We start from the raw sequence: 15132 nt of genomic DNA on the forward strand, positions 1-15132 counted from the left end.
ACGACGGATTGAAACGGCAGAGCGACGGATTGTTCTGCCTGGGCGACGGATAATATCTCCAAAATGACGGATTGACTTCAGGACGACGGATTGTACCTCCGAAATGATGGATTGACGTCTGGGCGACGGATTGAACCGTGATCTACCTGAGCAATGGATAAACGTCGAAGCGATTGAAAGAGCAGCCATATGTATTTTCTGTGTGAAAGTGAATGCAACACAATAGAATATCTAAAACGAACAGATTTTGTTTAGTGAAAATTATGCAAAAAAACCATCTCAATAAAAATTGAGATGGTTTTTAGCAAACTAAAGAGTCTTTCAAATTATAGCTTAACTTTACTCGCAAGCTTTTTTTCTGCTGCTTGAACTGTGTTGAATAGTAACATTGTAATTGTCATTGGTCCCACTCCGCCTGGTACAGGTGTAATATGAGACGCAATTCCATCAACCTCACTAAAGTTTACGTCACCGCAAAGCTTGTTGTTTTCGTCGCGATTCATGCCGACATCTATAACAACTGCGCCTTCTTTAACATGCTCTTTCGTAATTAATTTTGCACGTCCAACGGCTGCAATTAATATATCTGCTTGTTTTGTGAATGATGGTAAATCAGGTGTTTTTGAATGCGTATATGTAACAGTTGCATCCTTTTGTAGTAAAAGTTGTCCCATTGGTTTCCCAACGATATGACTACGTCCCACGATAACCGCATGCTTTCCAGCGATGTCAATTCCTGAATACTCAAGAAGCTTCATTACGCCAAATGGTGTACACGGTAAAAAAGTTTCTTGGCCAAGCATCATTTTCCCAACACTTACTGGTGAGAAGCCATCTACGTCTTTTTCAACGGCGATAGTGGCAATAACAGTATCCTCATTAATATGTTTTGGGAGTGGTAATTGTACTAAAATACCATGAATATCTTCACGATTATTTAATAATTCAATTTGTGTTAATAATTCTTCCTGTGTAGTTTCTTCTGGTAGTTTAATTAGCTCTGAAAACATACCAATTGCTTCACAAGATTTTTGCTTATTTCTCACATATGTAGCTGAGGCTTGGTTGTCTCCTACTAAAACAACCGCTAAGCCCGGTGTTAAGCCCTGCTCTTTTAAGCGAGTTACTCGCTCTGCTACGGAATTACGAATTTCTTGACCAATTTCTTTACCATTAATAATTGCACTTGACATAAACCTTAGTTACTCCTTCCAATTCAACACATTTTATTGTTCTGTAAATTTAGAAAGTACGCCATTAACAAATTTTGACGAACCATCGTCTCCAAATGTTTTGCATAACTCGATTGCTTCATTAAGTACTACTCTTTTTGGTGTTTCTGGCATGTATAAAAGCTCGTATACAGCTAGACGTAAAACCGTTCTTTCAATTTTGGGTAAACGGGCAAGTGACCACTTTTCAAGATGCTGCTCTAAAGTAGCATCGATTTCCTCCAAATGTTCAGCTGTTCCAGTAACAATCTTTTCGTAGAAGACATTTGTCGGTTGACCTTTAATATGCCCCATTGCTTCTTCGATTGTTAGATCGGTATTGTCTAGCTGAAACAAAACTTGCAACGCTTTTTCGCGTGCTTCATGTCGTTTCATGTAAAGCTCTCCTTCTTAAGTGGCATTAAGGTTTATAATAGCATAAATTCGTACGAGAAACACGAATTCAAGCAAGTTTTCAATAATCTGAAACCTTTTTCAAGCAACTTTCTGCTTATTTTAACACCCAACAATCAACTTTATTAGTTTTAATGTTGAAAATGATCATCCACCAATATTTTTTAAATACCAAAAATGTTATAATGAAGGAAAATCCGCCAGAGGATTTAGGCCAACAAAGTTTTTTGTGCGAATGCGTAGTGCAAATGTAGCGATAGCAACAACAACACGATATTGGTGTCACTTAGGCGTTTCCACAGGATGTGAAGTTCTTAGCCTGCGTTCCTTTTTTCAGCGCATGTTAAGATACTCACTGAAAAGTAACTTAAACCCGCATTCATCTCACCACCACCTATTGAGGTAGGAGAATTCTATAGCTGACTCTTCACTTTCGCTACAAAAAATATTTGCTGAAATAAATTTAATATTATCTTCTGAGGTGTTCATCATGCATTATGAAGTTAAATGTACAAGCTGTAAAAAAGCATTTAAGTTATCTGAAGGCGAGGAGCAGTATAAGCAATTGAAAGAGCGTAAATCCCGCTTATTTTATTGCGAGGATTGTAAACATAAAATTCGCTTTGATGCCATACGAAATTTCTTTAGCAATTACTAGTGGAGGCAATTTATGAAAGAACATTATTATACAATTGGTGAGGTCGCCAAGCTATCTAACTTGTCCGTACAGACATTGCGCTACTATGATCAAATTGATTTATTTAAGCCAGCCTATATAGATACCTTTACAAATTATCGTTATTATCAAGATAATCAGATTTTCTACTTAGATATTATTAAATCTCTCAAGTATATTGGTATTTCCCTTGAAGATATTAATAAAGCACTTGAATTAACTTCAGAAGAATTGCTAGTTTTTTTAGAACAACAGGAGCAACGTATAGAGGAAAAAATTTCACGTTTAAACGAAGTAAAATATACGTTGCTAAAAACAAAAAAACAAATACAAGAACAGATTGATATCCCTCTTTTCGGAGAGGTTTATGTTCAAGTTGAAGAAGATATGTCGATTTTAAAAGTGACTACTACTGAACTTACACCTATTTCTAACACCAATACTTACTATGCTACACTTATAAAAATCATTGAAAACGAAGGAAGTGTCTTAAATAGTCGTTACGGTTGTATTTATCCATTAGCTCCATATTCGAATGTTAATGAAATTATTTATGATGCTATCTTTACACCGCTATTAACTGAGCGTACATTTTCTCAGCTTTCTCCAAATGTTAAGCAAACGATTAAACCAGCAGGCAAATATGTATGTATTGCCTTTATCTATGATCCTGATACATATTTTTCATTTTATGAAAAACTAAGAAAATACGTAGAGGCACAACAAGAAACCTTTGAATCAAAAGTATATGAACTCTATATGCCAGCGACATTAACTTCTGAGCATGAAAAGAAATTTATTGTTGAATTAAAAGTTAGACAAAAAACACTTTAATTTAACCGTGCTCTCGCATAAAATTAATTGTATAACCGTTCATCGATACTTCCACACTTATAAAAAATTAAAACAAATCTTTTGACCCTATAGTTACTATAGGGTTTATTGTATTACATGGAAATATTCTAGTAGATTTAGATCTCATGTATCGTGAAAGTTTGAAGGAGAAATGTATGAATAAGAAACAAAATTTAACCTTAGCTATTTTATTATCTAATCTATTCATTGCTTTTTTAGGTATTGGATTAGTGATTCCTGTGTTACCAACTATTATGAATGAGCTAAATATTTCAGGCTCTGTTGTTGGTTATATGGTTGCGGCTTTTGCCATTACTCAACTTATCGTATCTCCAATAGCAGGTAAGCTCGTAGATAAAATCGGCCGCAAAATTATGATTGTTGCTGGTCTTTTTATTTTTGGCCTATCAGAATTGTTATTTGGATTTGGTAACTCAGTTGAAATACTATTTATTTCACGCATGCTAGGTGGTGTGAGTGCTGCCTTTATCATGCCAGCAGTAACTGCATATATTGCTGATATTACTACTTTGTCACAACGTCCAAAAGCACTGGGCTATATGAGTGCAGCGATTAGTACTGGTTTTATTATCGGACCTGGAATCGGTGGATTTTTGGCAGAATTCGGAACACGCATTCCATTTTACTCCGCTGGTATACTTGGATTTTTTGCAGCTATCTTTTCAATTGTATTGTTAAAAGAACCGTCACGTGCTTCAGATGATGAAGAATCTGCACCATCCATGTTAGGCAGTATGAAGCGTATTTTTAGCCCGCTATACCTTATTCCATTCGTGCTTATTTTCGTACTGTCATTTGGTTTAGCTGCATTTGAATCGTTATTTAGTCTATTTGTAGATCATAAATTCGCCTTTACGCCTTCAGATATCGCGATAATTATTACTGGAAGTGGGATGGTCGGGGCATTTGCTCAGCTATTGCTATTCGATGGGCTTATTAAGAAAATGGGCGAGATTAACCTTATCCGTTATTCTCTCGTCTTATCTGCTGTTTTAACCTTTGCTATGACATTTGTTAGCCACTATTTCGCGATTTTATTTGTCACATTCTTTATTTTCGTCGGCTTCGATTTAATACGTCCAGCCGTTACCTCTTATTTATCAAAAATCGCTGGTAATGAACAAGGATTCGTTGGTGGTATGAACTCCATGTTTACCAGTCTTGGTAATATATTTGGACCTATTTTAGGTGGGATATTGTTCGATATTAATTTGAACTATCCATACTATTTTGCGACAATTGTTTTAACACTTGGCGTTATCCTTGCTTTTTTCTGGAGAAAGCCAAAGCATATTGAACTATAAAAAAGTAGCGATACACATCACTGCTGATAAATTTCCGTAAAAAAAGAGGAGTTGCTTGCTATGGTGAATCTATCACCCTAGCGGCAACCCCTCTTTTTTATTCTTGTACTGCTACCTCATCTTTTTCAAAGTGAATACCTGTAATGTGTACATTCACTTCAGCTGTTTCAAGTGCTGTCATATTAAAAATCGCTTGGCGAATTTGAGTTTGTACTTCCTTCGCCACTTTTGGGATAGCAAAGCCATATTTCACAGAGCAAAATACATCAATGGCAATCTCACCAGTTTCAGTGACACCTGATTTAATGCCTTTATTGTGTACTTTTTTACCAAAGCGTTCTACTACACCCGTTGCAATATTACCACGAGTTGCAGCAATCCCTTCCACTTCGTTCACTGCGATTCCAGCAACAACTTCAATTACTTCTGCTGCTACTTCAATTTTCCCAAGTTCTTCTTTTCCAGAAGGTGTTGGTTGTACGAAAGATTGTCCTACTTTCTCTGCCATACAAATATCATCCTTTCCCTTACACATCACAAACAAATGCTGTACTTACGCTTATTATACTATAAAAAGGAAAGTTTGGCTCCGTAAAGCCGCTTTAATTTGCTTTAGTAAGGTTTATGTCGATAAATTCAAGAAGTTGGGCGATAAATTTACAAAGTTTAGTGATAAAACTAAAATTTTATTCGATAAATTTACAAAGTTTATCGATAAACTTAAAAAGCGAAGAAAAATTGTAGATAAAATTAGATTATTACCATAACGTGTGGTTGATTTCCGTTCCGGCAGGGTGCTTTCCTTGGGGCGTCCAGTTTCCACTCCAATCAACTTATACACATGGCATACGTTTTAATAAATATCATCCACAAGTTAGTTAAAAATGTAAATAGTTTCTTTACAGTAGCCTAAATGTTCAATTTGGGAAATAACTATTATTTTAGTACACTAAAATAATAAAAATAAGCTATAAAGAAAAACCTCTTCACAGCTTATTTTTATATTAATTATTTATTATTGTTCACTAGTTTGTGTGGATGGCTTTAATAACAACCAAACAATTACTAAAGTTGCTAGTGCTAATATAAAAGTACCCATATAAATGAAATGTACACTTGAAGCTAATGCTTCTTGAGATTCGGTTACTACGTTTGCTGTAGTTCCCTCATGTCCGCCAGAAGATACAAGATCAAGGTTTTTAATACCACGTGCATGAATCATCATGTTGAAAATCGCCCCGAAAACTGCAGCTCCTAATGTTTGACTAAACGTATTGATAAATGTGTTTAAGCCAATTGCTGTCCCACGCGTATGATTTGAAACAGCTGCTTGAATTGTTACCATGTAGATAGGTGTAATAAGCCCCATTCCAAAGCCGATTAATCCAACTGCAACATAAATTAGGAATGCTGGTGAATCTATTGACAATGTAAATAATAAAAAGGCCGCAACTGAAAGAATGCTAGCTCCAATTAGAATAATTTGTTTCGTATTTATTCTATCAACTAATTTACCAGAAAAAATAGTACCAAATGTCCACATAACAGGAAGTGGCATTAAAATGAGTCCAGCATCTGTCGCATTTTTCCCTAATACACCTTGGCTCCAGATTGGAAGATACATTGTAATACTAATAAGCATTGCACCAGAAATAAGAGTTAGTATATTTATAATAGATAATGTACGGTTAGAAAAAAGTGCTAGCGGAATTAATGGTTCCGGTGATTTTTTCTCAATGAATAAGAAAATAATGAATGAAACAGCTGCAAAGATGAAGAGGCCTATAATTGTAATGTCCCCCCAGTTGTGCTTACTGCTACCTGTTAATAATGCGTATAATAGAGCGATTGTACTTAATGAGAATACTGTTGCACCAAGATAGTCGATATGATGCTTAGCAGGCTTAATAGATTCTTTATAATAAATGACGATCATTAAGCAAGCAATAATTCCAAATGGAACGTTTAAAAAGAAGATGTAGCGCCAAGAAAGAGAATCCACTAAAAATCCGCCAACTAATGGTCCAATAACACCAGATATACCCCAAACAGCACTAATCCAGCCCTGTGCTTTTGCACGGTCTTTCACTTCGCTATATAAGTCACCAATGATTGTCATTGTTATTGGCATAATAGCGCCAGCACCTAGACCTTGAAGGGCACGAAAGACGATGAGCTGTTCCATCGATGTAACGAAACCACAAAGTGCAGAGCCTACTAAAAATATTGTAGCTCCGATAAGTAAAACCTTTTTACGACCGAATAAATCAGCCAGTTTCCCGTATATCGGCGTCGAAACAGCTGTGGCAAGCATATAAATTGCATATACCCAACTAACAAGTTCGACACCTGACAAATCACTCGTTATACGGGGGATTGCTGTACTAATAATTGTTCCTTCTACAGCAGAAAGAAATGTCATTAACATTAATGATAAAATAACTTTTTTTCTCATATTTTTCCCTTCACTTCAATCTTGTAAAAAAAACAAGAACTATTTTTTTATTATATATCAACTAATAACTATGTATCTTCTAAAACGTCAAATTGAATATCTCTACATTGAAATGGACATCAATTATCGTCAGATCCCATTCCCCCCTCATAACATCACAAAAAGCAATCACTCTAATTGAACAATCACCCTCGTTAATAAAACAAAAAAAGTTATTTATTACCTTCGTGATAATTGCTCATTCTATCATTCACAAGACAATCATCAATTTTAACACAAATATACATAAAAAAACCACCTCAAAGAGAAGCTAAAGAGGTGATTGATGTGCAGAGATAAAAAAGTTGTAATTGAGAAAGTAGCAAAAAGGCGTTATAGCTAATCGCATTAAAAAGAGATTTTTATTTTAAAGGCCCAACTTCTCTGCAAATGAATATAGAGAAGTTGGGTTTTTACGTTACATCATTTAGTTATATGAATAGGACCATCTTAGATTTTCAATAATTAATACAGATCATTTTCCAGACTTAAGCGGAATACGAAGCTCCTCGTTTGGCTTGTCGATTAAATACTTTTCAATGTAAATATCTAGCTCTTTCTTATTGAAATTTTCATACACATCCATTGCTTTATTACTTCCATCTTCAAGTATACCCATCAAGTCAGGTCTCCCAAAGATAGGTCCATTATCGCCGTCCAGATAATAGGTTTGATTGACTCCAACAAACGCCGGGTCTGAGCTCAAGGATTCCACATAGAGGTTATTGTCCTTCAAATAATAAGTCCATGTGATTGGATACCCCGCAATGCTAGACGTTAAGCTTTGAGGTTTTACTGATATGTCAGTCAAACGGATTGGATTGTCGTCTCCCCTAATCCCATCAACACGGTGCTTCGCGACGAAGGCTACAGGCTGATTAGCCAGAGAAGCCACATCCAGCCCTTTTACTTCAAAGCGCAGCTCTAGTTTGTTAGGGCTACTACCAAAATACTCATGTCCAGTTAGTAGAGTTCCACCTACGTCCAGTTGATACTCCTTAAAAGGAATGGTTTTGTACTCATCTTGAGTAAGAAGCAAACGAACTTGGGTTGGTGTAACCTTCATTTCATGGATTTTCGTGTTAGGAACATTACCCATAGGGATGTCTAGCACTTGCTTATATGACCCATTTTCCATCTGTTTTTTGGAAAGATTTATATTTGTGCTCCAAGTACTTTCTTTTGTTTCTAGTATATGCTCATAAGAGATCTGGAATTTAGTTCCTTCCCTACGTAAGGTTTCAGACTTGAATAGTTGATCGACGTTTGATTTTCCGTCACGGAATGAAAAAGAAGTATCTTGCACTTGTTTAACAGATTCACCCACATCATTGATTGCCTCAAGTTCTACACATTTGTACGGCATTTCATTATCCGTAAGCGTAACGTCTGATCTTAGGAGAACTTTACCTGCAGCTTGTTCAAAAGACTGTAAGGTCACGCTACCCACTCCATCCTTTTGAATTGGGAACACTTGCGTAGTAGAGTCATTAGGATTATAGCTGATAGACTGCTTCTTATTGCCGATGAATTGGATATTCTCCATTATAAACTCAACATCGGTCGTCTGCCCTTCGGCAACCCAGTCCGTCTCAAAAAATCCCTGGAATTCACCAAGCTCCTCATTCCACTCGTTCTTATAATTCCCTTCAATAAAGTTACCCTTCGAATCTTTTAGTCCGATAAGTTTAAAATCTATATCCTTTATATCCTTTACATCTTGAGATGTTTCAGGTTTCAAACTATACAGCAATACGGTTCTGTTCTCGTCTATAAACGCCGTATGAACAGTTAACGTAACACCTTCCTTTGTAACGGATTGCTCAATCTTTTGACCTAAGCCCTGCTCTAATGCAGACTGAATACCTTCCCTATGAGAAAGCATGCTGGACCAATCATAATTCAGAGCTGCATAAACGGGTGTAGCCAACAAAGCTACAGATAGCCCTGCCACCAATGCAAAGCGCTTTCGTTTCCGAGAACGGAGCACAACTGGTTCACCTCCAGCAACCTTTAGCTCGTCCTGCTGTATACTGCTCCACATCTGATCAAAGTCAGGGTAATCGACATTGTTTGATTCCTTCATTTGCTTTTTAACCTTGTTTTCAATGCGTTCCAAATTGGTTCTCTCCCTTCAACCATAAGTTGTTTTTGTGTTCAAGTTTTTTGCGCATGATTTTCAATGCCTTATGGAGTCTCGACTTCACAGTACCCACAGGAATCTGGAGGGTTTCAGCGATCTCTGCCATGGATAGCTCACCGATATAGCGGAGGGTAACAACTGCCATCAATTTGTCTGGTAGTTGATTCAGTAGTTCCTCCCATTCCTCCTGTGCTGTTTTTTCTACTACAATCGTGTCTACGGATTTAATTGAAAATGTGGCCTGCTCATGAAGCCATTGAACCTGACCCTGTTTATCTCTCTGAGTCTGATTCCGTTTTAACAAGTTTAAGCAATGGTTCATTGCGATTCGCATGATCCAGGCACGCGTATGCTCAACGCTTTGCCAATCCTGACGAAAAACGGTGATAAATACGTCATGGCAGAGATCTTCCGCATCTTGTGCGTTTCGCAGCATGTAATAACATGTGCGGTATACATCCTTGTTATAAGAATCGAATAATTCACGTTCTGTCAATCCAAGGCACTCCTTTCTTTGCTTTATACTTTATAAACAAACGACTATTGGAAAAGGTTCATCTTTTTAGTAAAATTATTCTTAAATTATATTTAATTCCTTTTTACAACTTTATTATTCTCTACTAAGATATCTAGCTCAATAGAAGAGAGAGCGTTTATCCTAAAGAACCCCCCTTTGTGCGTTCCGCAATCATGAAATAACATGTATGGTATGCATTTTTGTTATAAGAATCGAATAATTCACGCCTATCAATCCAAGGCACTCCTTTCTATGCGTTATACTTTATAAACAAGTGACCATTGGAAAAGGTTCATCTTTTTTTATATACTTTATTATTCAATACTAAGATAGCTACAATAGAAGAGAAAGCTTTTATCCTAAAGAAACCCCGCATTTTGACACAATGTCAAAGCACGGGGTTCAAATTTTATCTATATTTAATTTTAAAATGAAATAATTAGCTGACATGCTAAGCCCATAATTAAATATTTTTAGCTATGGATGTAATAAGTCATTGATAACCTTATAATAAAAGCGGACGGCGAAATAGAAGTCCCTTATAGAGCTTCTAAACCATCTGCTTTTGTTGGGAAGTACCTCCTTATCATTAGAAAGTTGGAGAAAGGGTAGTTCCCTTCCTAAGTCTCCAACTTCTACACTTCTCCTTTTTTACGTGCTGCCATTTCATCTTTCATTTCTTCTTTTAATCCTTCAATTGACTTTTGACGTCGCTTATTTTTTTCTTTAATCATTTCACTTTGCATAGGGTCTGCAAATTCCAAACTAATTTCCGCTTCATGAAGTTTTTCTTCAGTGTTCTTAACGATATCACGAATTCGTTCTACGTTATTGGACCGATCATCTGGTTTCGAATGTCTTGAATTAGCCATGGTAACCTCCTAAAATTTCGACGTTAAAATTAGTTTGTATTTTTTTTATGTTTATATGTACACTAATTTTTACTAAAAAAAGTGCTTTTGCGCCCTTTTAGGCACGACAAACACTGGAGAAAGGCTTACAGTGTGCTTGCCACATGAAGAAACTCTAGAAGCAATCAGCCGCTGAAGCGAATACCTAAACATCATGAAAATTATAACTTTCTTATCTAAAAAGCCCCTAAGGAAATTGTTCCAGTCCCAACTTTGTAAGTTTTGCGAATGTTCGCGATTGAAACACCTTCTTGATTATCCTTAATGATAGCGTTTCGTCTCACTTCTACTTCTGATTGCTGATTAATTTTAGACAAATATAAGTCCTTAATCTCATTTTATATTCCCCTTACATATACTAGATACTTGACTTATCGTCTCGTAAAAATCTCCTAGTTTAACTGCTTGTAATTGAGATTTAACCTTTCATTTATGCTCTTCGAACGATTGTCGGATAAATACTGGAAATCCACTATCCAGCTATTTCACAATCAATTCATTGGCTCACTCTACTTAATAAAAGCAAGGTTAATATTTACTTTACTTTTGTATCATATTCACTATTCACTGTCACAGATGCTCCATTTTATGACGAAAAAGTTATTACACAGTATAATTATTCGCTGTTAGAGCCATCAGGATTACCCTGCCGATCCTTATTCGTGTCATCACAACCATAAAAAATAGTCCCCTTATCAAGCGTGTTGATTAGGAAAAAAATAGGTTTATTATTGAGTGGTAAAAGGATTTTTTTGTTACCACTTCGCCAATATATTTCCATTTTAACTGATTGTAGCGTAGGGCTACTCGACTCCCGCGGGAAAGCGAGACAGACGAGACCCTGCACGGAGCAGAGCGGAGGAAGCGGCTCGACGCTCGCCCGCAGGAAGCCTTGCTCTGCGCGAAAGCGAAGCGTCAGCGGCAAAGCGAGTAGCCCGTAGCGGAAATCAGCCTCTTTGAATGTATAAAAATGGTTAATCAACACGCCTACCCCCTTATCAAATAAATAAGAGGGCTTAATATAATTCATAATCTATCACTTATTTCCAACTGGCTTTAACAAATTCACCGGAAGCCAAAAATATTGTTCGCCATTTCCTTCTAAGCCTTTGTCCACATATAGATAACCATTAACCTCAACACCTAGCGATGTAAAAGTGCTTCCTTTTGCATGCATTGTTAAAGGTTTAGCTCCATTTAATGTCGAAGAGCTTGTTTTTCGATAAAAGCCCAAAAAGTTTCGATAAAATGAGATTTTGTTTCGATAAAAGCTCAAATAGTTTCGATAAAGAGCGATTTTGTTTCGATAAATCTTCAAAGTATTCTTATAAAACGAACGAAAGTAGCTTTAGCGATTCTGTTTTGGGGCTCAACACTAAATAGCAACAAGAAAAACCCTTTCATCGATCAATAATAAACCTATTTTTTCCTAATCAACACGCCTGATATACTAGTAATCTAATATTCTACCCACGAATGTTAAAAAACCAACAAAAGTAAAGTTGTTTTCCAAAATGTAATTTCACCCATCACGGAGTGGTCTTTTATTATGATTTTTTATCTTCTAACATCGTTTTAATTACTGCACCCACAACACCTAGTGCTACTGTATTTTCTTTAAACTTTTTTCCTCTATTCCCGTTCAGCCTCACTCGCTCTAAGCGTCAATCCACTTTCGATACGCAATATTCGTGCCTCTCTGCCGCTAATACGGCCCCGGGGTCGCTTTATCCAAAAAACTTTCATCTACTATATACTGCACACTAAAACGATAGATTTCGGGACAACTTTTAGGTTTATTCTTCCTTCATTAAATTTCGTTCATCATTAATTCCATTTCGGACACTGCGAAAATAACATTCTGCATCGTTAAGGGGTATCCCATGAATACGTACAAAGCGCCTTGACCTTCACTGTAATACGCGTCAGTTTTTCGCCCTGTCCGCTCGAGTATCTTCCGTTGAATATTTATGATGCTCGCTGCGATATTCATTCCATTCAGTCCTCCTTACGATTACGCTTGTTTTAGTGTTGAAGAGCTTTTGATAATAATTACACCAACTTATGATTTAAAACCGTTTTTAGCCACGGCTATAAAGGCGAAATGAACGTGTTAAATTTGCGTACTTCTCGATAAACGATCGCGTATCCTCCTGGAACGAATAGACTGTGTAAGTGATTGCATCTCCGTTGGTAACCTTCGTCACATTTGTGTCATACATCGATTGTTCTTCGAATAGTTGCTCGAAACGTTGCGCCTTTTCTTCCGCTCGTTGCATTTGCGATACTGCAATTTCTTCACTACGTTTTGCATCGATTGCGCGTTGTTCTGCTTGTTCTGCGCGTGTCTCTTCAGCGGTCACCTGTTGCTCTAGTACGCTGACTATTTTTACGCAAAAAAAGACCCCCTAACGATTCAGTTTCGTTAAAGGGTCTAAAAATCGGATATCCCGTTTAGTTTTATTCCTAATTCTATTCTGCCAACTATTCCGCTGACAAATATCGCACAACTATTTCGCAAGCTTCTCGACCATTAGCCGAGACGGTTAAACCGTTGATACGGCTTACTTACTTGTCCCTAAAACATCATTCTCTTCTAGGAACTTCGTATTGAATTGTGCTGATTTGAAAACGTCATTGTTCATCAATGCTTCGTGGAATGGAATTGTCGTATTGATACCAGGACCAGATACTTCGAATTCGCTAAGCGCACGATTCATTTTCGCAATCGCTTCTTCACGTGTATTGGCATGAACAATTAGTTTTGCAACCATTGAATCATAGTATGGAGGGATTGTATAGCCTGCATAAACAGCAGAGTCAATACGTACACCGTAGCCACCTGGAGTTACATAAGTATCTACAGTACCAGCTGATGGCATGAAGTTTTTATAAGCATTTTCTGCGTTGATACGGCATTCAATTGCCCATCCATTTAATTTAATATCATCTTGAGTGAAAGGAAGTTTTTCACCAGATGCAATTTTTAATTGTTGTTGTACAAGATCTACACCAGAAATCATTTCAGTTACTGGGTGTTCTACTTGGATACGAGTATTCATTTCCATGAAGTAGAATTTATCTTCTTGATAGTCATAAATAAACTCGATTGTTCCAGCACCTTCATAGTTACAAGCTTCTGCAGCTTTAACCGCAGCTGCCCCCATCTCAGCACGACGCTCAGAAGATAGAGCTGGAGATGGAGCTTCCTCTACTAATTTCTGCATACGACGTTGAACTGTACAGTCACGTTCACCTAAATGTACAACGTTACCATAACCATCCGCTAATACTTGGATTTCACAGTGACGGAAGTACTCGATGAATTTTTCTAAATATACGCCAGGGTTACCGAATGCTGCAGCAGCCTCTTTTTGCGTAATTTCAATGCCTTTTACAAGGTCTTCTTCTGTACGAGCTACACGGATACCTTTACCGCCACCACCAGCAGTTGCTTTGATGATCACTGGGTAACCAATTTTAGCAGCCCATTCTTTACCTGTTTCGATATCCGGAACGATACCAGTACCTGGAACAAGAGGAACACCCGCTGCTTCCATAGTAGTACGTGCAACGTCTTTAATACCCATAATTTTAATAGAATCAGATGAAGGTCCAATGAACTTTATGCCTGCATTTTCACAAGCTTCAGCGAAGTCAGCGTTTTCAGATACAAAGCCGTAACCAGGATGGATACCGTCTGCACCAGTTTTTTCTGCTACGCTAAGTAAAGCCGGGAAGCTAAGATATGAATCTTTTGATAGCTTTGGCCCGATACAATATGCTTCGTCTGCTAATTTCACATGTAATGCGTCTGCGTCTGCTTCAGAGAATACGGCAACAGATTGAATGCCTAACTCTTTACAAGCACGAATAATACGCACAGCGATTTCGCCGCGGTTTGCAATTAATACTTTTTTCATGATTTGCACTCCTTACTCAGCTTTTACAAGGAATAATGGTTGACCGTATTCTACTAATTCACCGTCTTTAACAAGTAATTCAACGATTTCCCCTTGAACTTCTGCTTCAATTTCGTTGAATAGTTTCATAGCTTCTACGATACATACAATTGTTTCATTACCAACTTTGTCCCCCACTTTAACGTAAGCTGGTGAATCTGGGTTTGGAGATTGATAAAAAGTACCAACCATCGGCGACACAATTTTATGTAACGAAGGGTCGTTATTTGCTGGTGCTGCAGATGTAGCTGGTGCTTCTTCAACTTTTGCTGGAGCAACAGGAGCTGCTGGTGCAGATTGTTGTACAACAGGTGCTACTACTTCCTTTTTAGGTGCTACAGTTTCAGTAACAACAACACCATTCTTTTTCAACTTAACTTTTGCGCCATCTACTTCATAAACGAACTCGTCAATTGAAGAAGAATCTACCAATTTAATGATTTCACGAATTTCTTGAATTTTGAACATTTCTAACTCTCCTTATGAAATAAAATCTACTACAAACACTATTTTATATTTATTTGAAACAATTTGAAATAGTTTAATGAAAATTAAGTAAATATGAACAAAATCGAGTAGGAGGGAGTGATTAACTCCCGACCTCTCACACCACCGTACTTACGG

The 15132-nt window shown here is 37.1% G+C and carries 18 protein-coding genes; 3 read left to right on the top strand and 15 right to left on the bottom strand.

The window, feature by feature from the left end:
- The 3 genes from QRN68_RS12055 to nusB form a co-directional block, all read right to left on the bottom strand.
- Positions 1 to 189 (bottom strand): hypothetical protein (locus tag QRN68_RS12055; protein ID WP_285397130.1); only part of this gene is annotated, 189 nt, incomplete at its 3' end.
- Between the two features lie 137 nt (positions 190 to 326).
- Entirely contained in the window at positions 327 to 1193 is an 867-nt protein-coding gene (folD, locus tag QRN68_RS12060; RefSeq protein ID WP_285397131.1) for a bifunctional methylenetetrahydrofolate dehydrogenase/methenyltetrahydrofolate cyclohydrolase FolD, read from the bottom strand.
- A 33-nt stretch (positions 1194 to 1226) separates the two neighbouring features.
- Positions 1227 to 1607, bottom strand: coding sequence for a transcription antitermination factor NusB (gene nusB / locus QRN68_RS12065; protein WP_285397132.1), 381 nt, complete (start codon positions 1605 to 1607; stop codon positions 1227 to 1229).
- 508 nt (positions 1608 to 2115) lie between these two features.
- Between nusB and QRN68_RS12070 the strand changes: the two genes are divergently transcribed.
- The 3 genes from QRN68_RS12070 (at position 2116) to QRN68_RS12080 (ending at position 4481) form a co-directional block, all read left to right on the top strand.
- Positions 2116 to 2283, top strand: coding sequence for a DUF2197 domain-containing protein (locus QRN68_RS12070; RefSeq protein WP_285397133.1), 168 nt, complete (start codon positions 2116 to 2118; stop codon positions 2281 to 2283).
- A 12-nt stretch (positions 2284 to 2295) separates the two neighbouring features.
- Positions 2296 to 3135, top strand: coding sequence for a MerR family transcriptional regulator (locus QRN68_RS12075; protein WP_285397134.1), 840 nt, complete (start codon positions 2296 to 2298; stop codon positions 3133 to 3135).
- 176 nt (positions 3136 to 3311) lie between these two features.
- On the top strand, positions 3312 to 4481 hold the full coding sequence (locus QRN68_RS12080; protein ID WP_285397135.1) for an MFS transporter: 1170 nt from the start codon (positions 3312 to 3314) through the stop codon (positions 4479 to 4481).
- Between the two features lie 97 nt (positions 4482 to 4578).
- On the opposite strand, the gene QRN68_RS12085 is transcribed toward QRN68_RS12080, so the two are convergent.
- The 12 genes from QRN68_RS12085 to accB all read right to left on the bottom strand — a co-directional run bounded on the left by QRN68_RS12085 (position 4579) and on the right by accB (position 14976).
- A complete protein-coding gene (locus tag QRN68_RS12085; RefSeq protein ID WP_285397136.1) occupies positions 4579 to 4989 on the bottom strand; it encodes an Asp23/Gls24 family envelope stress response protein in 411 nt (136 codons plus the stop codon).
- A 507-nt stretch (positions 4990 to 5496) separates the two neighbouring features.
- Entirely contained in the window at positions 5497 to 6936 is a 1440-nt protein-coding gene (locus QRN68_RS12090) for an MDR family MFS transporter (RefSeq protein WP_285397137.1), read from the bottom strand.
- Between the two features lie 514 nt (positions 6937 to 7450).
- Entirely contained in the window at positions 7451 to 9094 is a 1644-nt protein-coding gene (locus tag QRN68_RS12095) for a DUF4179 domain-containing protein (protein ID WP_285397138.1), read from the bottom strand.
- Positions 9081 to 9614: an RNA polymerase sigma factor gene (locus QRN68_RS12100; RefSeq protein WP_285397139.1), complete on the bottom strand. Its 534-nt coding sequence runs from the start codon at positions 9612 to 9614 to the stop codon at positions 9081 to 9083. Before QRN68_RS12100 ends, QRN68_RS12095 begins: the two co-directional genes overlap by 14 nt.
- Before the next feature lie 656 nt (positions 9615 to 10270).
- Positions 10271 to 10507: a small acid-soluble spore protein Tlp gene (gene tlp / locus QRN68_RS12105; RefSeq protein ID WP_053595505.1), complete on the bottom strand. Its 237-nt coding sequence runs from the start codon at positions 10505 to 10507 to the stop codon at positions 10271 to 10273.
- A 215-nt stretch (positions 10508 to 10722) separates the two neighbouring features.
- Positions 10723 to 10863 carry a hypothetical protein gene (locus QRN68_RS12110; RefSeq protein WP_285397140.1) on the bottom strand — a complete coding sequence of 47 codons (141 nt, stop codon included), beginning with the start codon at positions 10861 to 10863 and terminating at the stop codon, positions 10723 to 10725.
- Positions 10864 to 11162: 299 nt separating this feature from the next.
- Positions 11163 to 11528, bottom strand: a complete 366-nt coding sequence (locus QRN68_RS12115; protein WP_285397141.1) for a hypothetical protein — start codon at positions 11526 to 11528, stop codon at positions 11163 to 11165.
- Positions 11529 to 11582: 54 nt separating this feature from the next.
- Positions 11583 to 11780: a hypothetical protein gene (locus tag QRN68_RS12120; RefSeq protein WP_285397142.1), complete on the bottom strand. Its 198-nt coding sequence runs from the start codon at positions 11778 to 11780 to the stop codon at positions 11583 to 11585.
- A gap of 576 nt (positions 11781 to 12356) precedes the next feature.
- Complete coding sequence (locus QRN68_RS12125; RefSeq protein ID WP_285397143.1) at positions 12357 to 12539, bottom strand: hypothetical protein; 183 nt, start codon at positions 12537 to 12539, stop codon at positions 12357 to 12359.
- A gap of 88 nt (positions 12540 to 12627) precedes the next feature.
- Entirely contained in the window at positions 12628 to 12909 is a 282-nt protein-coding gene (locus tag QRN68_RS12130) for a hypothetical protein (protein WP_285397144.1), read from the bottom strand.
- 201 nt (positions 12910 to 13110) lie between these two features.
- Positions 13111 to 14469 (bottom strand): acetyl-CoA carboxylase biotin carboxylase subunit, encoded by a 1359-nt coding sequence (accC, locus tag QRN68_RS12135; RefSeq protein ID WP_285397145.1) that lies wholly within the window; start codon positions 14467 to 14469, stop codon positions 13111 to 13113.
- 12 nt (positions 14470 to 14481) lie between these two features.
- Positions 14482 to 14976, bottom strand: a complete 495-nt coding sequence (gene accB, locus QRN68_RS12140; protein ID WP_285397146.1) for an acetyl-CoA carboxylase biotin carboxyl carrier protein — start codon at positions 14974 to 14976, stop codon at positions 14482 to 14484.
- Between the last annotated feature and the right edge of the window lie 156 nt (positions 14977 to 15132).

It is taken from the genome of Lysinibacillus sp. fls2-241-R2A-57, assembly GCF_030209535.1.
Classification (GTDB): Bacteria; Bacillota; Bacilli; order Bacillales_A; family Planococcaceae; genus Lysinibacillus.

Excerpts from the sequence above, each read along its gene's own strand:
- folD (WP_285397131.1), bottom strand. The coding sequence starts at position 1,193 with ATGTCAAGTGCAATTATTAATGGTAAAGAAATTGGTCAAGAAATTCGT.
- nusB (WP_285397132.1), bottom strand. The coding sequence starts at position 1,607 with ATGAAACGACATGAAGCACGCGAAAAAGCGTTGCAAGTTTTGTTTCAG.
- QRN68_RS12070 (WP_285397133.1), top strand. The coding sequence starts at position 2,116 with ATGCATTATGAAGTTAAATGTACAAGCTGTAAAAAAGCATTTAAGTTA.
- QRN68_RS12075 (WP_285397134.1), top strand. The coding sequence starts at position 2,296 with ATGAAAGAACATTATTATACAATTGGTGAGGTCGCCAAGCTATCTAAC.
- QRN68_RS12080 (WP_285397135.1), top strand. The coding sequence starts at position 3,312 with ATGAATAAGAAACAAAATTTAACCTTAGCTATTTTATTATCTAATCTA.
- QRN68_RS12085 (WP_285397136.1), bottom strand. The coding sequence starts at position 4,989 with ATGGCAGAGAAAGTAGGACAATCTTTCGTACAACCAACACCTTCTGGA.
- QRN68_RS12090 (WP_285397137.1), bottom strand. The coding sequence starts at position 6,936 with ATGAGAAAAAAAGTTATTTTATCATTAATGTTAATGACATTTCTTTCT.
- tlp (WP_053595505.1), bottom strand. The coding sequence starts at position 10,507 with ATGGCTAATTCAAGACATTCGAAACCAGATGATCGGTCCAATAACGTA.
- QRN68_RS12125 (WP_285397143.1), bottom strand. The coding sequence starts at position 12,539 with ATGAATATCGCAGCGAGCATCATAAATATTCAACGGAAGATACTCGAG.
- accC (WP_285397145.1), bottom strand. The coding sequence starts at position 14,469 with ATGAAAAAAGTATTAATTGCAAACCGCGGCGAAATCGCTGTGCGTATT.
- accB (WP_285397146.1), bottom strand. The coding sequence starts at position 14,976 with ATGTTCAAAATTCAAGAAATTCGTGAAATCATTAAATTGGTAGATTCT.